Origin of the sequence: Bradyrhizobium sp. ISRA442 (genome assembly GCF_038085055.1) — a bacterium.
Taxonomy (GTDB): domain Bacteria; phylum Pseudomonadota; class Alphaproteobacteria; order Rhizobiales; family Xanthobacteraceae; genus Bradyrhizobium.
Window position 1 is genome coordinate 331764 of record NZ_JALGCN010000004.1, and the last position, 20326, is coordinate 352089.

The 20326-nt window shown below is 63.9% G+C and carries 23 protein-coding genes and 1 pseudogene; 11 read left to right on the top strand and 13 right to left on the bottom strand.

Translation table 11 applies throughout. The features are described 5' to 3' along the window. Positions 1-56: 56 nt before the first annotated feature. Together MTR72_RS11210 and MTR72_RS11215 are read right to left on the bottom strand one after the other, a co-directional pair. Positions 57-626, bottom strand: coding sequence for a TetR family transcriptional regulator (locus tag MTR72_RS11210; protein WP_280964173.1), 570 nt, complete (start codon positions 624-626; stop codon positions 57-59). After that, entirely contained in the window at positions 626-970 is a 345-nt protein-coding gene (locus MTR72_RS11215; protein WP_280964172.1) for a DMT family transporter, read from the bottom strand. The genes MTR72_RS11210 and MTR72_RS11215 overlap by 1 nt, the downstream gene beginning before the upstream one ends. 165 nt (positions 971-1135) lie before the next feature. On the opposite strand from MTR72_RS11215, the gene pdxY reads away from it, so the two are divergent. Continuing rightward, positions 1136-1954, top strand: coding sequence for a pyridoxal kinase (pdxY, locus tag MTR72_RS11220; protein WP_280970993.1), 819 nt, complete (start codon positions 1136-1138; stop codon positions 1952-1954). 18 nt (positions 1955-1972) lie between these two features. Here pdxY and MTR72_RS11225 read toward each other — a convergent pair whose 3' ends face one another. Continuing rightward, a complete protein-coding gene (locus MTR72_RS11225; protein WP_280964171.1) occupies positions 1973-3295 on the bottom strand; it encodes a hypothetical protein in 1323 nt (440 codons plus the stop codon). 290 nt (positions 3296-3585) lie between these two features. Here MTR72_RS11225 and MTR72_RS11230 point away from each other — a divergent pair, with 290 nt between their 5' ends. The 3 genes from MTR72_RS11230 to MTR72_RS11240 all read left to right on the top strand — a co-directional run bounded on the left by MTR72_RS11230 (position 3586) and on the right by MTR72_RS11240 (position 4483). Beyond that, positions 3586-3855, top strand: a complete 270-nt coding sequence (locus tag MTR72_RS11230; RefSeq protein WP_280964170.1) for a hypothetical protein — start codon at positions 3586-3588, stop codon at positions 3853-3855. 177 nt (positions 3856-4032) lie between these two features. Further along, positions 4033-4197: a Flp family type IVb pilin gene (locus MTR72_RS11235; RefSeq protein WP_280964169.1), complete on the top strand. Its 165-nt coding sequence runs from the start codon at positions 4033-4035 to the stop codon at positions 4195-4197. An 82-nt stretch (positions 4198-4279) separates the two neighbouring features. Then, on the top strand, positions 4280-4483 hold the full coding sequence (locus MTR72_RS11240) for a hypothetical protein (protein ID WP_280964168.1): 204 nt from the start codon (positions 4280-4282) through the stop codon (positions 4481-4483). 91 nt (positions 4484-4574) lie between these two features. Here the strand turns inward: MTR72_RS11240 and MTR72_RS11245 are convergent, their stop codons facing one another. Then, on the bottom strand, positions 4575-4925 hold the full coding sequence (locus tag MTR72_RS11245) for a zinc ribbon domain-containing protein YjdM (RefSeq protein ID WP_280964167.1): 351 nt from the start codon (positions 4923-4925) through the stop codon (positions 4575-4577). Positions 4926-5195: 270 nt separating this feature from the next. Here MTR72_RS11245 and MTR72_RS11250 point away from each other — a divergent pair, with 270 nt between their 5' ends. Next, positions 5196-6602, top strand: a complete 1407-nt coding sequence (locus MTR72_RS11250; protein ID WP_280964166.1) for an adenylate/guanylate cyclase domain-containing protein — start codon at positions 5196-5198, stop codon at positions 6600-6602. A 9-nt stretch (positions 6603-6611) separates the two neighbouring features. On the opposite strand, the gene MTR72_RS40340 is transcribed toward MTR72_RS11250, so the two are convergent. Further along, positions 6612-6857, bottom strand: coding sequence for a GCG_CRPN prefix-to-repeats domain-containing protein (locus tag MTR72_RS40340; protein WP_445819575.1), 246 nt, complete (start codon positions 6855-6857; stop codon positions 6612-6614). A 327-nt stretch (positions 6858-7184) separates the two neighbouring features. Further along, positions 7185-7775 carry a phasin family protein gene (locus tag MTR72_RS11255; protein ID WP_280964165.1) on the bottom strand — a complete coding sequence of 197 codons (591 nt, stop codon included), beginning with the start codon at positions 7773-7775 and terminating at the stop codon, positions 7185-7187. A gap of 328 nt (positions 7776-8103) precedes the next feature. Between MTR72_RS11255 and MTR72_RS11260 the strand changes: the two genes are divergently transcribed. Then, entirely contained in the window at positions 8104-8577 is a 474-nt protein-coding gene (locus tag MTR72_RS11260) for a hypothetical protein (RefSeq protein ID WP_280964164.1), read from the top strand. Between the two features lie 158 nt (positions 8578-8735). Beyond that, the gene (locus MTR72_RS11265) at positions 8736-9137 is read left to right on the top strand and encodes a VOC family protein (RefSeq protein ID WP_280964163.1); all 402 of its coding nucleotides are present in this window, start codon (positions 8736-8738) and stop codon (positions 9135-9137) included. A gap of 14 nt (positions 9138-9151) precedes the next feature. Here the strand turns inward: MTR72_RS11265 and MTR72_RS11270 are convergent, their stop codons facing one another. Further along, a complete protein-coding gene (locus MTR72_RS11270) occupies positions 9152-10069 on the bottom strand; it encodes a hypothetical protein (protein WP_280964162.1) in 918 nt (305 codons plus the stop codon). 311 nt (positions 10070-10380) lie between these two features. On the opposite strand from MTR72_RS11270, the gene MTR72_RS11275 reads away from it, so the two are divergent. Beyond that, positions 10381-10566, top strand: a complete 186-nt coding sequence (locus tag MTR72_RS11275; protein ID WP_280964161.1) for a hypothetical protein — start codon at positions 10381-10383, stop codon at positions 10564-10566. A gap of 221 nt (positions 10567-10787) precedes the next feature. Here MTR72_RS11275 and MTR72_RS11280 read toward each other — a convergent pair whose 3' ends face one another. Then, positions 10788-11372, bottom strand: coding sequence for a hypothetical protein (locus MTR72_RS11280; RefSeq protein ID WP_280964160.1), 585 nt, complete (start codon positions 11370-11372; stop codon positions 10788-10790). Positions 11373-11659: 287 nt separating this feature from the next. Here MTR72_RS11280 and MTR72_RS11285 point away from each other — a divergent pair, with 287 nt between their 5' ends. Both MTR72_RS11285 and MTR72_RS11290 read left to right on the top strand, forming a co-directional pair. Then, positions 11660-11956, top strand: coding sequence for a cytosolic protein (locus MTR72_RS11285; protein ID WP_280964159.1), 297 nt, complete (start codon positions 11660-11662; stop codon positions 11954-11956). 92 nt (positions 11957-12048) lie between these two features. Further along, on the top strand, positions 12049-12246 hold the full coding sequence (locus MTR72_RS11290; protein WP_280964158.1) for a hypothetical protein: 198 nt from the start codon (positions 12049-12051) through the stop codon (positions 12244-12246). 219 nt (positions 12247-12465) lie between these two features. On the opposite strand, the gene MTR72_RS11295 is transcribed toward MTR72_RS11290, so the two are convergent. The 4 genes and pseudogenes from MTR72_RS11295 to MTR72_RS11310 form a co-directional block, all read right to left on the bottom strand. Beyond that, on the bottom strand, positions 12466-12639 hold the full coding sequence (locus MTR72_RS11295; RefSeq protein WP_018644642.1) for a hypothetical protein: 174 nt from the start codon (positions 12637-12639) through the stop codon (positions 12466-12468). Between the two features lie 613 nt (positions 12640-13252). Beyond that, positions 13253-13423, bottom strand: a pseudogene (locus tag MTR72_RS11300) (lytic transglycosylase domain-containing protein); the annotation flags it as partial. 70 nt (positions 13424-13493) lie between these two features. Continuing rightward, positions 13494-14282, bottom strand: a complete 789-nt coding sequence (locus MTR72_RS11305; protein ID WP_341510362.1) for a class I SAM-dependent methyltransferase — start codon at positions 14280-14282, stop codon at positions 13494-13496. A 167-nt stretch (positions 14283-14449) separates the two neighbouring features. After that, positions 14450-15247 carry a transglycosylase SLT domain-containing protein gene (locus MTR72_RS11310; RefSeq protein WP_280964156.1) on the bottom strand — a complete coding sequence of 266 codons (798 nt, stop codon included), beginning with the start codon at positions 15245-15247 and terminating at the stop codon, positions 14450-14452. A gap of 360 nt (positions 15248-15607) precedes the next feature. Here MTR72_RS11310 and MTR72_RS11315 point away from each other — a divergent pair, with 360 nt between their 5' ends. Next, positions 15608-15784, top strand: a complete 177-nt coding sequence (locus MTR72_RS11315; RefSeq protein WP_341510363.1) for a hypothetical protein — start codon at positions 15608-15610, stop codon at positions 15782-15784. 366 nt (positions 15785-16150) lie between these two features. On the opposite strand, the gene MTR72_RS11320 is transcribed toward MTR72_RS11315, so the two are convergent. Beyond that, entirely contained in the window at positions 16151-19921 is a 3771-nt protein-coding gene (locus tag MTR72_RS11320; RefSeq protein WP_280964154.1) for a vitamin B12-dependent ribonucleotide reductase, read from the bottom strand. Positions 19922-20326: the final 405 nt, after the last annotated feature.

A 20326-nucleotide genomic window follows, 5' to 3' on the forward strand; every position in this document is an offset into this window, starting at 1 on the left:
GGTGGGTTACGCCTTCGGCTAACCCACCCTACGGAACGGCCTTGAGGGCAAAGCCGCTACGTGCGCCGATAGGTTTGCGCCAGCAACCGGCCGTGCACGGCGCGCAGGTCCGCGCTCATGCGGGTCTGCCCGGTGGTGACGTGAGACAGCCAGGCGCCGTCGGCGGCGAGGCGTACGACGTGGAGTTCTGGCGCGCCGTCGGTTGTGCGATGGCGCTTCAGGCGCGCCTTCATCCAGTCGTTCCAGAGCTGGCGCAGTGGCGGATCGGTGACGACGACCATGCTCAGCGCCGCCCAGGGCGTATGGAAGCCGAAGGCCTTGCCGGTAAACACTGCGTTCACGTAAGCGCGCGTGAAGCTGCCGCGCGGCTTCGGATCCGCGGCGATGGCGGCGTCGATCTCGGCATCGACGCGGGCCAGGAGATCGGCGAACAGGCCTTCGATCAGCGCCTGCTTGCTCGCGAAATGATGGAACAACCCGCCCTTGGTAACTCCGGCCGCCGCCGCCACCGCCTGCACCGTGACGCCGGACACGCCATGATCCATGGCGATCGCCGCCGCACGGTCGAGCAGGGCGCGCCGCACCTGCTCTGGCTGCTTGGCGCGAGTGTGGGCGCTGCCCGGCATCAGTGCACCGTCGTCTCCGAGAACAGGTTGATGATCACGACCCCGGACACGATCAGCGCAATGCCGACGAAGGCCGCGGCGTCCAGCATCTGGCGGAACAGCACGAAGGAGACCGTGGCCGTCAGGATGATGCCGACGCCGCCCCATATCGCATAGGCGATGCTCAGGGGGATGACCCGGATCGCGACCGACAACGCGTAAAACGAGGCCACGTAGAACAACACCATCGCCAGCGTCGGCCACGGGCGCGTGAACTGCGCGGAGTGCTGCAGGAAGGCGGATGCGGTGACCTCGAAGATGATGGCGAGGGCGAGCGCTGCGTAGGCGTTGAAGGCGGAGGTCATGACAGATTCGGGAGTTTTGCGGAAAAGATACCGCGCGGTAGGTATGTTTAACCGCAATATGGCGTTTGCTTGACTGGCTACATCAGGGGCTCATATCACATGCGAGTGACGAGCCCACGACAGGCCCCCTTGCGCGGCGGCCTGATTGACCTTACGGACCTCACCATGCTCGTCATCTCCATTCAGAGCCAGGTGGTCCACGGCCATGTCGGCAATAGCGCGGCCGTCTATCCCATGCAGGCGGAGGGCGTGAATGTCGCCGCGGTGCCGACGACGCTCTTGTCGAACCATCCGCGCTATCCAAGCCTGCACGGGCGGGTGCTCGAGGCCGAGTTGGTGGCCGACCTGCTCAAAGGCGTCGAGGAGCGCGGGCTGGTCGAGCAGGCCGCCGTGCTCGTGACCGGTTATCTCGGCTCACCGGCCAATGCCGCCGTCATCGCCGATTTCGTCGAGCGCGCGTTGCGGTCGAATTCGAAGCTCACTTATCTCTGCGACCCCGTGATCGGGGATGACGGCCGGATCTACGTGGCGGAGGGCATCCTGGACGTGCTCCGTCACCGGTTGTTGCCGGCTGCAACGCTTGTTACGCCCAATCAGTTCGAGCTCGAGCTGCTCTCCGGCGTCAAGGTGATGGATGTGCAGGGTTTGCGCGCCGCGAGCACGGCGATTGCCGGGCAGGGCCGGACCGGCGTTGTCGCCACCGGTTGCGAGCTCGCCGACACGGCAGCGGGGCAGGTCGAGACGATTCTCTCTTCGGGCGGACAAATGTCGCGCTTTGCGACGGCGCGCCTGCCGATCCGCCCCTACGGTACCGGCGATCTCCTGACCGGCCTGATCGCAGCCCATCTTGCCAAGGGCGCAGCCGTCGAAAAGGCCGTGCGTCTGGCGGTGCAGACTGTGTTCGCCGTGCTGGTGCGCACGCAGCAGGAGGGATCAGCGGAGATGCGGCTCGTTCCGCTGCCCACGACACCACCTGACGCGTAAGGCGCGCCCGGCTTCGGCTCAGATCGTCCGTCCCTTGGACGCGCGAGCCGACTTCTGCGGCTTCGCCGAGCTTCGTTCACGCGCGCTGTGCATCTTCGCCTTCTTCGACGCCGCGTGGGCCTTCGCGTTCGCGGCGATTTGGCGCTCGCCCGTGCCACGGCGCGAGATGTATTCCTGGCCGTCGATGGGACCGACATGCGGGGGATCGCGGTCGAGATAGGGACGGCCGATGCCGAGCGCCTTGCCGTTGGCATCGATCCATTTCCACAGCACCTCGGTCGAGGTCCAGCGCTGCGCGCGGTTGTCACCCTTGGTACTCACGACGTCAGCCGCGAGCCCATGACCGTAGCCGCCGCGGAAGCTGCCGCCGTGATACGACCGGTCGGAAGCCGCCTTGAGGCCGCTGGCGATTGACTGACGATAGTCGTCGCGGAACGCGCTGGTGATGCCGGGTGACAGGCCGGCGGCTTCGGCCGCAAGCAGCGCGCGAAACAGCTTGCGCTTGAAGCTGCGATCCATGCCGCCGATCACGTAGTCCATCATCGACATGCCGGCATGGTCGGCCGCCTTCGGATCCTTCCAGGCGAAATCCTCGTCGACGAGCTTGGTGAAGGACCGCATCACCGTGACTGTCTTGCCCCTGCGTTTAACGCTGACGGCCCGGCGCTCTTGCACCTTGATCGAATCCTCCTTGGGCGTGCGCTGATAGAGCGCCCACAGATAGCGGTCGATGCAGGCGTCGATGACGAAGCATTCGTCAAGGACCGCGACGGTGTCGGCAGGAGGCGTTGCCTTGCTCTCGCTCGCAGCCGGCGCGCTCTCGATGGCCGCGGGTGATAGCGGCGCGCCGTCCGGCACGATTTCCGTGGGATCTGAGGATGCGAGCTTGATCGCAGGCGCTTCGGCAGGGACCGCTTCGTTGCTCGCTTGAGCCGGCGCGGATTCGCTGCTCGCTTGGGCCGGGATGTCTGCAACCGCAGGAGGCGGCGCTTCCGCCGGCAGGATCTGCGCCGGGTCGGCCGAGGCAAGCTTCACGGCCGGCTCGGCGGTATCGGGCGTCGTCGCAGTCTCCGTTGCGGCGGTCTCTGTGCTCGGCGGCGGAGGCAGGGCGACCGCGACGTCGGCGCTTGCGGCGGCAGGGGCGTCGATCACCGCAGCCTGTGGAACATCGGCACGCTCAACGTTGGCAGCGGAGGACTTTGCGCGGATTTCGGCGGCGGCGTCGGCACCGCTGCTCTCGATGAGGGCCGGCGCATAGGCGGACAGCGAAAGTGCAAGCCAGCCCACGACAACGGCCGATGGGCATGAGACCGCCACCAGGAGAGATCGCCGATCGTCCATGACCCCAGCCTCCAAAGGCTCTGTCCGAGCCGGTTTGCACAGCTAGCCACGCGGCAACCTTGATTGTTCGGGGCGAGATGTGGCCGCGCAATGGCGCAGGAGGGGGAGGGCGGGCGTTTTTTGGAAAACTGTGCCCGCGGGGCAACGAATGGGAACTTTTTCGGCGGGATCGCTGAGGGCCTCAAACGTGATCCGTGAAATCTGCATTGTTGCAATGCAACATGGTGACTGGTGCGGCGCAACAATGCTGACTAGGTCACGTTCTCAACGCACTACCCAGGAGAATCGGTGTGAAGAGAATTTCGTATACCATTGCAGCCGTCGCTGCCCTCTCGCTCGCCGGCGTCACGGCCAGCTTTTCCGCCGAGCTGCCGACCTATGAGGCGGCCGGGCTGCCGATCTCGCCGGTTCAGGTTGCTGTACTCGGCGGCTCCCACGTCCAGGGGCAGGCGCAGGCCTCGGGCAATGCCGCCACGCCGCATCAGCTCAAGGTTCTGACGCCCCGCAAGCTGTCGACTGCCGCCGCTGTGCCGGGCCAGACCGAAGGCCGCGCGCGCTGAGATCAGGCGCTTTCGAATTGCAGAAGCCCGCGACATCGTCGCGGGCTTTTTTGTTTGGCATGGCTTCCGCGCGATTTCCCGTCAAATTGATCAAGTGACATTTACTCAATCTTGGATTGTAGTCCGGCATTCCTCCCCGCACCGACAACCTACGACTGAAGTGGGAAGGAACTGACATTGAAGGGCATCATCACCAGGTTCATCGCCGATGAAAGCGGCGCCACCGCCATCGAGTACGGCCTGATCGCTGCCGGCATCGCGCTTGCCATCATCGAAGTGATCTATGCGCTCGGCATCAACCTCGTCGCAAAACTCACCTCGCTCGCCACGGCGTTGAAGTAGATCGTTGCTCGGTCGATCGCTCCTCAGCCTTGAGAAGTGCAGCTCGCATGCAACCCAGCGCAAGCCGGGGCGTTAGTCGTCCATGACGCATTCTTCGCTCCGCCCCATGCGGGATTTCGATCCTGCCGAGCCCGCCATTCTGCACGACCGCCCATCGGACACGATCATCACCTGGACTGCTGAGGAAGCTGACGACTATCGCCGTGCGAGCAGGCCGCTCGGCGATGGCAGCGTTGCATGGAAGGGATTCGTGTTTGACGGCTGGGGCCACGTGCTCGGCGGATGAGCGTCGCCTGCGACGGCCTGCGGGAACGATCGCGCACCGATGATTCGGAATGAGGCAGCGAACAGGTTCGCGTGAGCGGCTCCCTACGAATCTACGCCTTCTTCACGAACTCCGACTTCAGGTTCATCGCGCCGATTCCGTCGATCTTGCAGGCGATGTTGTGCCCGTCGGTCGCGTCCTGCAAGCGGATGTTCCTGACTTTGGTGCCGCCTTTGACGACCGACGACGATCCCTTGATCTTGAGGTCCTTGATCACGACTACGCTGTCGCCATCGGCAAGCAGATTGCCGTTCGCATCGCGCACACCGGTCTCATGCGAGGTCTGCGGGGCCGCGTCCGCCGCAGCGCTCCATTCATGGCCGCATTCCGGGCAAACCCAGAGATCGCGATCCTGATAGGCGTGCTCGGAATTGCACGTCGGGCATTTCATCGCGTCGTTCATCGCTCGCTCCCCGCCCGCCTTTGGGCGCGCCGCACCGTAGGTTCGTATTCGCGCAAATCAAGCGAAACTTCCGGCCCGCCTGCCGCGATTGTTATTCGAGGCGGCAATTACCTCTGAAGTAGGCAGGCTACGCCCGGGGCGGTTCGTACGACCACTGAACTCGCATCATCGTGACGCAGCAATCGGCTGCTACGGGTTGTGCCTCGCCTTCCCGGGCATACCTGACGGGAAGCGGATTCCGTCTGGCCCCCTTTCAGCTAAGACCAACGCATGAGCGAAATCGAGACCTTGTTTGGTGTCCTGCGTCAGTCGGCCGACGAAGGGGTCGTCGACCTGCTCGAGCGCATGCTGCGGGAGGCGCCGGACCACGCCTTGAGCAAGATGAATGCGTTGGATCTCGCCGGCCGCGCCGGCCTCGGCGAGGAGCAGGTGATCGCGGGGTTGTTGCATGCGGTCGGGCTCGGCATACTGGAGATGACCTGGAGCGTGATCTGCCCGAGCTGCGCCGGGGTCCTGTCCGCCAACAAGAGCCTGAAGACGGTGAACAGCCCGCAATATCACTGCGCGTTCTGCGCCGCGGGCTACGAGACGACGCTCGACAATCTGGTCGAGGTGACCTTCGCCGTCAGCCCGCGCGTGCGCAAGATCGCGGCCCACAATGCCGACGAACTGTCGCTCGCCGAATATTATCGCCAGGTGTTCTGGAGCTCGGCCATCGATCTTCCCGCCGACCTCGACGGGCTCCTGCGCGAACTCACGCTGGAAACTGTCGACCTGCCGCCGGGCGAGCGGGCGATCCTGTCCCTGCAAGTGCCGGCCGGCATGTTGATCGTGTTCGATCCGGTGACGCATACGGCGCAGTTCCTCGAGGTCAAGGGCGAGGAGACCAGCGAGCGCCAGAACCTGTCGCTGATCTTCAACAAAGCCGATGTCCCCGTCGATTCCGTGAGCCTGTGCCCGGGCTCGCTGCGGCTCGCCCTGGAGAATCGTACCGACGTGCGCGTGCTACCGGCGGTATGGGTCGCCAACCAACGGCTCGACGACCTCCTGACGCGGCGCAAGCCGAGCCTCACCGCCAAGCGCCTCCTCACCAACCAGACCTTTCGCGACCTCTATCGTACCGACACGCTCGCGATCGGCCAGCGCCTGAAGATCCTGAGCCTGACGTTCCTGTTCTCGGACCTCAAGGACTCCACCGGGCTCTACGAGCATGTCGGCGACCTCGTCGCCTTCGATCTCGTCAACGAGCATTTCCGCCTGTTGCAGGAGATCATCGCGGCCGAGCAGGGCGCCGTGGTCAAGACCATCGGCGATGCCGTGATGGCCACCTTCGAGACCCCCGACCGCGCGATCGCCGCCGCAATCCGCATGCGCGAGGCCATGAGCGAGTTAGGGGCCCAGCGCCAGCAGCAGGGGTTGCTTTTGAAGATGGGCATCCATGAAGGATCCTGCCTCGCGGTCACCCTCAACGGCCAGCAGGATTATTTTGGGCAGACCGTGAACATCGCCTCGCGCGTCCAGGGCCTTGCTGCCTCGCGCGCGATCGTGGTCACGGAAGCGGTCGTGGACAATGCCGAGGCCCGCACCCTGCTCGAGGCGAGCGGCCTCAACCCAGCCCGCCGCAGCGTGGCGCTGAGCGGAATCGCGGACAAGGTATCGGTCTACGAGATCCTGTGAGGGGAAAAATCACGAGGCGGCGTCCGGACTCCAAACCCAGTCCTTCACCTTCGGGAAACAAGCCCGCTTGCCAGAGCTCCAGACATAATCCGAACCGCCGCAAGGCGGACGTGCACGAGACGTGGCCGGACATTCATTCCAGACACGCGCCCCCGTACCCCAGCCATCGACCACACACGCGCCATAAACGGTGGCGTGGCAGCCGGGACCGCAGCCGTCTGCGGCGTTGGCTGTGCAGACCGCAAACAGAAGCATCACAGGGGCAGTACAGGCCAACAGGACGCGTGGAAGGTGGCTGGTCATGCGCTCGCTCCTTCATGCCGAGGCCCGTCTGAACGTCGCACAGAATTGGCCGGGGGCCTGCCGGCCGGACCTCCGTCCAGGATAGCACTAGAGCCCATGGCCGAGAACGCCGCCGGTGCAAGGCGGCCCGCGCGCGGCCAGCGGGCTGACGTCAAGGCGCAGTGAGTAGGACGGGTTGAGCTCTTGCGAAAACCCATCTTCGCGAACCGCAATGATGGGTCTCGCTTCCGCCTTCGCTCCGCGAGCTACGGCGGACAGGCCGTTCCGCGCAGGCTAGCGCTAGTGACGCGTCGCGCGCAACTCGACCGTGGTTTGGGTGACCCTCGCCACCCAGCCCTCGAAATTCATGACACGCTGTTTGACCAATTCCTCCTGCAGGTCGCCAATCTTCCGCGACTGCGCGACGAAGGTTTCGAGGGCTTCCCTCGCAAACTCCATCTGAAATGCGAAAGCCTCGGCGGGTGACCGCGCGGTCGCGAGCTTCCCGACGAACGCCCAGCTCTGTTCGAGCGCCTTCAGGGTGTAGTCGGTGTAGGCAGTTGCGATCGTCTGGGGGCTCACCGCAGCGAGTTCCAGTGGGGTGATCGGTGCATTCGCCGGGGTCTGCGTCGGCAAAGCCGGGGGCGGATTCGACGCGACCGGTGGACTGATGTCCGGGCTCGTCTCTTGACCGATCGCCTGACCAATCTCCTGACCAATCTCTTGGCCGATCTCATGCTCTTGGCCGATCTCTTGGCCAACCTCCGCCGCCCGCATTTCGTCAGTCCTGGCGAGCTGCTGCTCGCCGGCTTTCGTTCGCTCCCCGGCCTTCTTTCGGCCTTTGCGCTGGCTCGACTTGCCCATCGGCTTGTTCCCGTCCGCACTCAACATGAAACGATACTCCCAATAAAAATTGAGCCGCCAGATTCCGTTCCGTTCTCGCCGGAATCGCGGTTGCGCCTTGTCATCGGGATGGCGGGTGTGTGGAGAGATTTGGAAGGGGCAGGGGAGGTGTGGCTCACGTTCTTGGCGAGGAAAAGGCCCGCCTTTCGGTGAGGTTGTGCACCCCTGACATCATTATCCCAGCGTGCCGCGTTGGCGATTGGGAAAAGATGGCAAAGCTGGGGCTGTCAACGACATATGGGGTTAGAACACCGCTTACCCCCGTAATACACTGAATGCTCTTTGGGGTTCGGGAGCGTTCATTTGGGAGATCACCATGGCAGGTGTTGAACAATTGCGCAGACGGGACGGTGTGAACCTTGTTCAACTCGAGGCGGACATTTCATCGGTTCGCCCGGGAACTTCAATCGCGTCGATTGCTTTGCCGGAGTACGTCGAACACACCGAGGGTGTCACACGCGTCGGCGCGCTCAGTGCAGAGGCGGTCATCCGCGACTATGAATCCGCTGCAAAAGAGATCGAGGCCATGGGCAGGGAGCTGATCGACGCCGCGCAAAAGTGCGAGGCGCTGACAGCCCAGGTCCATGATGCGATTGCCTTCATGCGCGAAACGGCAGCGGGCTATCGCGAAGAGGGGCGGAAGATCTTCAAGCGCATCGAAGAATGCGCGCTCTTCACGGAAGACGTCCGCAAGACATGCGAACAGGTCAAGCGCAGAATGAAGGACGTCTCGGTCGACGAGCCCTCCGAGCCGGAACTTGTGGAAGAGCGCGAGGCGGAACGCGCATAGTCTTAGGGGGCGCAGCCTTAAGACGTCTGGTCTCTTTGGGGTGATAACTCGTAGGATGGGTTGATCGCTTGCGAAGCCGCGTCATCGTCGCGCGCAGCGATGATGGGCTCGCATGGCTCGACTCATCCTACGGGCTATTTCGGGGAGACCAGTCCGCAATGACCTTCCTGCTCAATATCGACGTGCCCGATGTCGAGACGGCGGCGGCGTTCTACACCGCCGCGTTCGGCCTGTCGGTCGGCCGCCGCTTCGGCACCGACTTCGTCGAGCTGTTGGGCTGGCCGGCGCCGGTCTATCTCCTGACCAAACAGGCGGGCACGTTAGGTGCCGGCGACGACCGCCGCCGCTACGACCGGCACTGGACGCCGCTGCACATCGACGTTGTCGTCGACGATGTCGACGCCGCAGTCGAGCGCGCCCTGCGCGCCGGCGCGATCTTGGAGGCGCCCGCGCGCGAGGCACCCTACGGCCGGATCGCCATGCTGGCCGATCCGTTCGGGCACGGTTTTTGTCTGCTGGCGTTCAGTGCGGCGGGGTATGACGCGTTGCTCGGCGAGTAGTTCGCCTACCGGACTCACCAATACGGATCGTAAGGATCGCCCATATAGGGCGGGGGCATCCAGGGGGCTCGCGGCCGCCTGGGCCGCGGAGGTGCGGCTGCAGGCGAGTGCTGCTGCCGCACAACTGTATCGTTCGTCGCGCTCCGCGTGGCGGATTTCGCGGATTGGGCGGTAAGCTGCGCTTGCAGTGCCTGGACCTGAGCGGCGAGGCGCGCATTGTCCCCGGCACTTTGCTCCCGCGCCGTCTTGAGTTGCTGAATGGCGTCGGCCTGCTCGCGAAGCGTTTGCTCGTTGCGGCTCTTCTGTTGCTCGAGCTTCTCGTTGATGCTCGCAAGTTCCTGCGTGATGGTCTTGAGCGATTGCGCCAGCTCGGCGGAACTCTGGTCGGGCGACGGCGCGCCGGCTGGCGGAGCGCTTTCCGCTTCCTTGTGAGCCGGCGGTGCGGGGAGGGACGGCGGCTCATCCGCAGCCGCGAGCTGAACTGTTGGCGGCTGCGCCGAGCTGTGAATTTCGGACGCCTTCGGGGACGGAGTCGGGACCGGCGGGGCCCATCGCGCCATGATCGCTTTCGCCTCATCGCGATATTGCGAGGCGAACGCAGCGCCAAGGATGCCTATCGCCAACAACACCGCGACGAAGGCCCGCAGCATGGGCCGATCCCCTTTCAGGCCTTGATGGCGAACCTTGCCTTCCGGTGCTGGCGCCTTATCCGGGGGAACGTTGCTTCGTTCCGCATCGGCCTTGATCGGGCGGGTCGGCGGGCTGTCGCCGCGTTCCAATCCGGAAACCAACTGGTCCAGCCGCGCAAGATCCTGTTCGGCGCTCTTGATCCGTTCATAAGCCCGCGCCAGCTCGCCATCGGCGCGCGGCGCGTCCGGCTTCGGGGCGTCTGGCTTCGGGTCTTGCGGCTTCGGGTCGTGCGTCTCAGGCACCGATGCGACCTCCATTCAGTCTGGCGTCAACGGAATGAGCGCGGCAATCCGAGATCACCAAAGAGGATAGTTCTCGCCGCGTTCCAAAACAACGCGGGCGCGAGGGAAAAATTGTGGCGACCTCGCTACCCCATCTATGCTTGCTAACAAAAAAAGGCCCCGGAGCGACCGGGGCCTGTAGCGCGTCTATCGGTGGGCAATCACCAGGCGTGCCAAAACGCGTGGTGATGGGCGAATGCAGCGTCCGCTCCCGTTGGCATCGGACCCGCGGAGGGGGCGCCGCCGCCATCTGCTGCGAAATGATGCGCGGCATGTTCGATGGCCTGGGCATGCGGGAGCGAGATCTGATTTGGATCGGCTTTGCCGATGCCTTCAACGAGCGAGGCGAGCGCCGCGCCCATGCCTCGGCCGGCGTGGTGGTGTGCATTCGTGACATCGCCGTTGAGGGCAGTTTGATCGGTTGCCCCGGCTGGTTCGGACGGAGGCCGATCCACTGAGGTAGCGGCATCCGCCGTTGCAGGCTGATCCGATGCGTCCTGGGTCGTGGCAACGTCAGAGCCGGTATCGGCCGGAGCGGGGCTTGTGGCGCCTGCGGCATCGGCAGGAACGGCCGCCTGGCCGGTGTCGGTCTGGACGGTGTCGGACTGTGCGGTGTCGGACTGCGCGACGGGATCGGTCTGTGGCGCTGTGCTGGATGCTCCCGAGCCGTGGTCGACCGTCATGACGAGGTGGTCGCGTATCCAGTTGATATCGGCAAACAGGTGGCTTGCTGTTCCGGCGTGGCCTCGACCTGGGCCAGGGCCGTTGTGTGGCCAGCCATGTCGACGACATAGCCGCCGTATGTCTGATAGGCCTTTGCAAGCGCCAATCCTTCGGGGGTGAGACCCGCGGCCGCAAGATCAATGTTCGGCGGGAGTGCGAAGTGCGCGCCCATCGGTATCGTTCCCGTGTACGATGCGGCACTGTCGCCGTCGGCAGATACAGCCGGAAAGGTAAACTGACCGGCATGGTTCGGTCCGGTTGCGGCTGCCAACTGATGCGTGTCGAGCTCGATCCCAAGGGCGTGCGGGATCGAAAGATTGTTCAACTCGTCCTGGGTGACGAGTCCTCCAAGCAGCGAAGCACCGGCCTGGCACTTTTGGTCCCCTCTAGTGAAGTAACTGTTGATCCCTTTTTCATTGCGCGGCTCTTGTGGTGGGCGACGACGACGAAAATCGGAGCAAAGGGGATTGGAGCGTGGGAATTTGGCGGCGACATTGCGGCCGACGTGATCGGTGCAGCGTTGTGCTGTTGCGAAACTCATGGTTCTCGCGTCACGGTTGATTGACGGCACAGCGCGTCCGACAAAAATATCGAAAACAACCCCATGCAAAGTAGAAATCACTACGGATTTTGATTTCGGCGATACCGAATAGCGTTTGACGCGTCGGGCAAAACAGGAGCATTATGGCATCGTGGCGCCGGTGCGACGGCTAAGAGTTCGTGCGTAGCCGGGATGGAGTGAAGCGCAATCCGGGACAGGCACCTGCGGTACCATCCCCGGATTACGCTGCGCTCCATCCGGGCTACGCCTCTGCAAAGGAGGATCCGATGAAGTCGCTGTTGCTGCTCACGGCGAGCGGTCCGATGCTCATTCTTACATCCCACGAGTCCCTGCACGACCAGAAGCTCCTTGAGGTGCTCAGGGGCAAGGGGATCGGCAAGTTCGTCGCGTTCGAGGTTCCCTTGTCACTTGCGAGAGCGCGCTACGGCGGGCACTTTCAGGCGGTCGAAAGCAATCTGCAGGAGACCGATGATTTGAGGGTCCTCGATTTCGACGGCCAGCGCATCTTCCAGCTCTTTCGTTTCGATGAGCTGGGCGCACCGAACCTGAAGGAACAGTCGTGATCCCGCGGCGGCGAGAGCGATGGGGCGAGCAGGGCCGTTCCGAAGCGACGCCGATTGAGGTACGGTGGAAGCCTGGACCTGAGGAGTCTGCCATGACGTCGTATACCGTCGGGTTGAAGCTCGGGGCGCGTGCCAAGGCGCTCACGATCGAAGCCGAGGACGCATTGGTCGCGGCGCTGAAGATCAAGCTCGAGAACCCCGAGGCACTCGTCACCTACGTTCGCAAGTCAAATCAGCGTGGCGATCGTCGCCACCCGCACGAAGCGTTGCGGGCCAGGAAAACCGGCTAGCCCTACTGCATCACAAGGCCCCGGCCTGATCCTGAGGAGCCCGCGGCAAGCGGGCGTCTCGAAGGATGGCCGTACGCGAGAGCCGGGCCTTCATGGTTCGCCCGGCGATGCAAAGCATCGTCCGGAGACGCGCGTCCGTGATCCTCACCATGAGGATCTCGTGATGCAGTAAGTCTAGCCAATGCTGTGGCTGCAGCAACATCCAGGCGGCGTCGGTCATCAGCGAAACAGCGCGACAAAGATCACGTAGAGCCAGCCCAGGATCCCATGGATGATCGCCCACAGGATCGAATGGTTGTTGGTGTAGGAGATCGCGATGGCGAGCGCCGAGCCGAACCCCACGCCGTATTTCGCGCCCTCGACGCGGACGCCGTAGTAACGATTGCCGTTCATGATGATCCTTCCAGCAGACTGCGTCGGTTGGGGTGAACGTGTGCGAGATCTATCATTGCCGTGAACCGATGCTCTTGCTCTTTCTTGGCATGGGTCTTGAGGGAGTGGGTAGGGCGGATCGGGCTTCGCGTCCCAAGTATTCGTTTCGGGCCACAAGCTGGCTTGGTGCGGGCGGCGGCCGAAGTTCGCCAGGCCGAGAGCGTCATTTCAAGCAACTCGAGAGCGAATTAGCTTGCCTTGCTTTGAGTCCTTTTGCACTCTCTTGGCCAGGAGGCCAACGCATGAAGAAAATGACCGTCGCGTGCACTCTCGGAACGGCTCTGGTGCTGTGCAACCTTGGGACGTCTGGTGCTGAAGCCCGGACGCGGAAGGTCCAAGTCGTTGATGTCCCACGGCAGAGGCTTGTTGTTACGCCGCCGCCCGTGTTGAGGCCAACGCCCTGGGATTATTATATTGTTCCACGATATCGTTATCGCCCTGAAGACGACCGGGTCGATCCATACGGCCCGCCCTATGTGTCGTCGTGGGTCCGCTATGAGGGGTGGCGGTGGCCATACTGGTGGTAAATCGGGTGGCACCGGTGCGACGGCCAGGAGCTAGCTACAAGAGCTAGTTAATTGCCGTCATCCGCCGCAAGGCGCAGAAATCGCCGCTTCATCGCGTTGACCCCCGAGATATAGCTTGCGACGAGGTGGTCGCCGCACCGCTCGCCGGCGATCATCTGAAAGTGGCGGCGTGCGTAGGCCGTGGCGGGACCTGCGCCGCAGAGATGGATGAAGGCGGCGCTCTGCGAGCTACAGCGGACAGGTCGCTCCACTCATCGTATGGGCTGACAGTGTATGGGCTGACTGTGGCTATGCGGGCTGCGGCTTGCATCCCTTGATCGCGTGGGCGCGGGCGCGATAGGCGATGCGGCCGTCGGCGCTAGCGGGCAGGCGCGCCTGCACGCGCTGCCTCAGTGTGGCGACGTCGGCCAGCGGCATCTCGGCGATCATTGGGGCGATCGATGGGGCTTTCGTCTCCACCTGCCAAAACTCCTCGAAATCGCCAAACGTCCGCTGCACGGCGATTTCTCGGGTCTCGATCTGCGTCAAGCCCGCTGCGATCCAGAATGCGCTCAATGCATCGAGGCGCGACGCCTCCATGCGAGGCGGGCGTGTCGGCGAAAGTCCCATCGCGCTGATCTCCGCAAGGATCGGATCGAGCGGGAAGCCGCCGTCCAGCATGTCCCAGATATAGGTTGCGACGAGGCCGCCCGGCCGAGCCACCCGCACCAATTCCGCAATGCCCTTCGCGGGATCGGGCACGAAGACCAGCACCAATGCCATCACCGCGGCATCGAAGCTGTCCGTCGCGAACGGTAGCTCCATCGCATCGCCTTGCTGGAAATGAGCGCCGCGTGCCCCGGGTCGCATGCGCGCAAAGGCGAGCTGTCCCTCGGAGGGGTCGATGCCCTGCACCTCGGCAGGGGCGCAGCGCGACAGCACCAGCTCGGTGAAGGCGCCGTTGCCGCAGCCCACGTCGATCCAGAGCAGGCCTTGCGCAGGTTTAAGCCAGTCGAGAAAGACCTCGCCGGCAAGCCGGCTCCAGACCCCCATCATCTGCTCATAGGCGGCACCGTCGTCGAAGCGAATTTCGGGCATGCACGGCTCCATGGCGCGTGGCGGGTCAAGCGAGTGTAGCCTGTCAACGCGCGGGCGGGAACGGCGGATCCGCTGCGGCAAAGCGCGCTGCAATCCGTCGCCGCTGCGGCACTCAGCGGCGCCGCGCGCATTCCGCCGGAAAAGATTGATTGGGAGGGGTGGACGAGCTAATCGCCGTCATCCGCCGCAAGCCGCAGAAATCGCCGCTTCATCGCGTTGACCGCCGAGATATAGCTTGCGACGAGGTGGTCGCCGCACCGCTCGCCGGTCGTCATCTGAAAGTGGCGGCGCGCGTAGGCGGTGGCGGGACCTGCGCCGCAGAGATGGATGAAGGCGGCCAGATCCTGCTTCTGCTGTGCGCTGGCCTTCACATCGCCGGCGCGCGCGAGAACATCAGCCACATTGCGGTCCAGATACACGGATGCCAGCTCGATGGCGTGGCTCGGGATCGCGCGGATATAGAAGCTGGTGAACCCGCAGCCGGTGTCCGTGATCGCGTTTTCGCGGACACAGAACCGTGCGGCTTCGGCGTAGGCTGGGTCGGTCATCTGGTAAAGGCCGACGGCGCTGGAGGCGGGCCGGTAGATCGCGAGGGGATTGAGGCTCAATCGCCAGCGCCAATAGGTGCGCGCCACCGGATTGCCCGAGCTCTCGACCTGCGCCAGCGCGGCCAGCAATTCCGGCGTGATCGTATCGGTGGAATGCTTGCGGAAGAGCGGCCCGTATTGCCGCCAAGTCTCGGCCGGCTCCTTGTCGAGGGAGTTGCCGACAAGGAAGAACAGCTCGGTCGGCTTGCGGATCACGTGATAGACGATGTTCATGAGCGCCGCGGCCGCAAGCAGGATCGCCACGCTGCCCGCGATCCGAACCATCCGCGGTGTCCGCGCGAACCTCTTTCGCGTCCACCGCGCGCCCCGCCGGAAGTTGCGAAGGCGGGGGAGGAGGCGACTGCTTTTTCTTGGCATGGGTTTTGGGGGAGCGGGATAGGGAGCATAGCGGAAGCATATTGCGCTGACGATCCCTAGTCGCGGATTGTGCTGCGCTAATCCGACCTACGGGCTTGGCAGGGAACTCGTAGGATGGATTGAGCTCTACTTGGCGTCGGGCATTGATAGGTATCGCCTGGCTCCACCCATCCTGCGCGCTGTTGGCGTTTAGTGAGGAGGGGTACGCCTTGGTTTTGGAAGGCTTGCGAAATGCGTCGGCTCGGCTCGCGTCCGGCCGATGATTTCGTCACGCGAACGAAAAGAGCTCCTTTTCTTTAGGCGAGAATAGTTCGTCAGAAAGTACCCTGCAATTGAGCTTCTCCCACGCGAGAAATGCCCATGGCGATTGAGTTTTGCCGAATATCGTCAAGCTGGGCGCGCCACGCCAGTCATTGGAGTGAAATTGCTGAAACACAATCAACGCAAAGCAAAGCGGTGTTAGTACCCTCTGAATTTGCCATCGATTCTCTGCGTGATGTCCATAATGAAAGTGCGAACATGGATGCTCGAATTTGACATAATCGTCTGGCGCATTCTCGTACCGAAGTAGCGGAGCATGCTGACTGTTACGGATTTCTGCAACCCGGTGCAAAAATTCCTCAACGGTGACTACCCGCAACGATGGGTCGAGGAGTTCTTTGGAGTGCGGCGTTTCCGGCTTTAGCCTTGGCAATCGCATGACGGGATATTTACGCCAAGCGTCACCTCGGAGGAATCTCTTGGCCGACGACGAGCACTCATCGACTCCTATCCTAGGTAAGAACATAAAGGGAACGCTGTCAATGGAAGATGCTCGTCGCAGCTCCAGTAAAGAGGCGGCCTTGCGGCCGCCTTTTTTTCTGGACGCCCGGGCATGACGATCATCGCGGGCGGGCTACCGCCTCACGAACACCCCGTCGTGCTGCCGCACGTATCGCACTTCATGCACGTGCCGTTCCGCACCAGCGTGAAGTTGCCGCACTCGGAGCACATCTCGCCTTCGTAGCCCTTGGCTTTCGCTTCCGCGCGGCGCTCGGCCTTGGTTGGCACCAGCGTTTGCGCGGTGCCGGCCTTGCTCCATTGCATCTGCTCGAGCTTCTCGGTGGGCGAGAGGTCGTGGCTGGCTTCCTGCTTCAGGGCGACGGCGCCTTCGACCGCGTCACTGGTGCGGGCCGAAGCGCCGTGCGAGGCCAGCGCCGTGACCTTGCTGCCGCCGGCGGGGGCACTGTCGTTGCCGGAGGCGACGGCGGTGGAGCCGCCGCGCATCACGACCAGATTGTCGGTGCGGGAGCGGGTGAGGCCGCGCGAGACCAGCTTGGTCGCGTGGTGGCTCGGCTCCTCGTCCGGCTCCTTGCCTTCCTCGACGCCCTTGCCGAGCGCGTCGAAGCCGGTCTCGTTGGGATCGACGTGGGCGAGGTCGAAGCGGGAGAGGTAGCTCACCGCGAGCTCGCGGAAGACGTAGTCGAGGATCGAGGTCGCGTACTTGATGCTGTCGTTGCCCTGCACGGGGCCCGCCGGCTCGAAGCGGGTGAAGGTGAACGCGTCGACATATTCATCGAGCGGCACGCCGTATTGCAGACCGAGCGACACGGCGATGGCGAAGTTGTTGATGAAGGAGCGCAGCGCCGCGCCTTCCTTGTGCATGTCGATGAAGATCTCGCCGAGACGGCCATCGTCATACTCGCCGGTGCGCAAGTACACCTTGTGGCCGCCGACGACCGCCTTCTGGGTGTAACCCTTGCGGCGATCCGGCATCTTCTCGCGCTCGCGCATCACGATGATGCGCTCGACGAGCTTTTCGACCACCTTCTCGGAGACCTGGGCCGCGCGCGCCGCAAGCGGCTTCTCGTAGAGCTGCTCGACCGCATCGTCCTCGTCCTCATCGTCGCTGATGAGCTGGGAGTTGAGCGGCTGGGAGAGCTTGGAGCCGTCGCGATAGAGCGCGTTGGCCTTCAGCGCCAGCTTCCACGACAGCATGTAGGCGGACTTGCAATCCTCCACCGTCGCGTCATTCGGCATGTTGATGGTCTTGGAGATCGCGCCCGAGATGAAGGGCTGCGCCGCCGCCATCATGCGGATGTGGCTCTCGACCGACAAATAGCGCTTGCCGACCTTGCCGCATGGATTGGCGCAGTCGAACACCGGATAGTGCTCGGCCTTGAGGTGCGGAGCACCTTCCACGGTCATCGCGCCGCAGATGTGGACGTTGGCCGCCTCGATCTCGCGCTTGGTGAAGCCGACGGCCTGGAGCAGGTCGAAGCCGGGGGCCGCGATCGCTTCCGAGCCGATGCCGAGCTGGTCGCGGATGAAATCCTCGCCAAAAGTCCACTTGTTGAAGGCGAACTTGATGTCGAAGGCGGTCGGCAAGGCCTTTTCGACCTTCGCGATCGCTTCATCCGTGAAGCCCTTGGCCTTCAGCGTCGCGGCATTGATGCCCGGCGCGTTGGACAGCGAGCCGTGGCCGACGGCATAGGCCTCGATCTCGGCGATCTCGCTCTCGCGATAGCCGAGCGCGCGCAGCGCTTCGGGGACCGCGCGGTTGATGATCTTGAAGTAGCCGCCGCCGGCGAGCTTCTTGAACTTCACGAGCGCGAAGTCCGGCTCGATGCCGGTGGTGTCGCAGTCCATGACGAGGCCGATCGTGCCGGTCGGCGCGATGACCGTGGTCTGGGCGTTGCGGTAGCCGTGCTTCTCGCCGAGCTCGAGCGCCGCATCCCAGGCAGCCTGCGCATGCGCGACGAGGTCGGCTTGCGGGCAGGAGGCGTGGTCGAGCGGCACCGGGTTGACCGAGAGCGCCTCGTAGCCGGAGACCTCGCCATGCGCGGCGCGGCGGTGGTTGCGGATCACGCGCAGCATGTGCGCGGCATTCTTCTTGTAGCCGGGGAAGGTGCCGAGCTCGGCCGCGATCTCCGCGGAGGTCTTGTAGGTGATGCCGGTCATCACCGCGGTCAGGGCGCCGCAGAGCGCACGGCCTTCCCTGGAGTCATAGGACAGGCCCATGGTCATCAGGAGACCGCCGATATTGGCGTAGCCGAGGCCGAGCGTGCGGAACTCGTAGGAGAGCTCGGCGATCGCCTTCGACGGGAACTGCGCCATCATCACGGAGATTTCGAGCACCAAGGTCCAGAGCCGGCAGAGGTGCTCGTAGCCCTCGACGTCGAAGTGCTTCGTGGTCGTGTTGTAGAACGTCAGCAGATTGGCGGAGGCGAGGTTGCAGGCCGTGTCGTCCAGGAACATGTATTCCGAGCACGGATTGGACGCGCGGATGTCGCCGGACGCCTTGCAGGTGTGCCAGTCGTTCATCGTGGTGTTGAAGTGCAGGCCGGGGTCGGCCGACGCCCAGGCGGCGTAGCCGATCTTCTCCCAGAGGTCGCGCGCACGAAGTGTCTTCGTGACCTTCTTCGAGGTGCGGGCGACGAGGTTCCAGTCGCCGTCGGTCTCGACGGCACGCAAGAAATCGTCCTTCAGCGAGACCGAGTTGTTGGAGTTCTGGCCGGACACCGTGAGATAGGCTTCCGAATCCCAGTCGGTGTCGTAGGTGTCGAACTGGAGGTCCTTGTAGCCCTGCTTGGCGAACTGGATGACGCGCTTGATGTAGTTGTCGGGCACGAGCGAGCGGCGCGCGAGCTTGATCTCGCGGCGGAGCGCCGGGTTCTTCTCGGGATCGAAGCAGTCGTCGCCCGAGCCCTCGCAGTTCACGCAGGCCTTCAGCACCGCCTTGAGGTGCTTCTGGTTGATCTTGGAGCCGGTGACGAGAGCTGCGACCTTCTGCTCCTCCTTCACCTTCCAGTCGATATAGGTCTCGATGTCGGGGTGATCGACGTCGACCACGACCATCTTGGCGGCGCGGCGCGTGGTGCCGCCCGACTTGATTGCGCCAGCCGCGCGGTCGCCGATCTTGAGGAAGCTCATCAGGCCGGACGAGCGGCCGCCGCCCGAGAGTTTTTCACCCTCGCCGCGCAGGCGCGAGAAGTTGGAGCCGGTGCCGGAGCCGTATTTGAACAGGCGCGCCTCGCGCACCCAGAGGTCCATGATGCCGCCCTCGTTGACGAGGTCGTCGCCGACGCCCTGGATGAAGCAGGCGTGCGGCTGCGGATGCTCGTAGGCGGACTTGGACTTGGTCAGCTTGCCGGTGAAGGGGTCGACGTAATAGTGGCCCTGGCCGGGGCCGTCGATGCCATAGGCCCAGTGCAGGCCGGTGTTGAACCATTGCGGCGAGTTCGGCGCGACCATCTGCATGGCGAGCATGTAGCGGAGCTCGTCATAGAAGGCCTGGGCGTCCTCGTCCGAGGAGAAGTAGCCGCCCTTCCAGCCCCAATAGGTCCAGCAGCCGGCGAGGCGGTCGAACACCTGTTTTGCGCTGAGCTCGCTGACATAGCGCTCCTTCTCGGGCAGAGCGGCCAGCGCCTCCGTGTCGGGCACGGAACGCCACAGGAAGGAGGGGACGGATTCTTCCTCGACCTTCTTCAGGCGCGCGGCAACGCCCGCTTTGCGGAAATATTTCTGCGCGAGGACGTCGGAAGCGACCTGCGACCACTCGGCCGGCACTTCGACGTTGTCGAGTTTGAACACGACCGAGCCGTCGGGATTCCTGATCTCCGACGTGGTCAGCCGGAATTCGATCCCGGCGTAAGGTGACTGTCCTTGCGTGGTGTGGCGCCGCTCAATCCGCATCGTCTTGCCCCGTCCTTTTCTCTGACCGGACCGCCTTCGTGTGGGCGTGCCGGGTCGCATTTCTCGAGTTCGCGATTCCTCCAAGGGCCGGACCGGCCTAAAGGCTTCGCAGTTCAGCCGGTGGAATCCGGCCCAGTTTCTCCCGACGCGATGGTTCGGTGCGCACACCTCGCATCCGCCGGCATGTCCAGGCCCATCCGCCCCCAAGGGGATGTGCCCGACATGCGTTCAACGCCCCAACGCCACGTCTTCTACCGATGCCATCCGAGCCTGTTGCCGGCCCGTTCTGGCGCCCGAAAAGTCCGCGTTTGAAGGGCAGACAAGCCCTTGCCCCGCTGCCTTGGTCTGGCCGGCGGAGTGGTCATTTGCGGGACCCTTTGGGGGAGTGCCGGCGGGACGCAAACT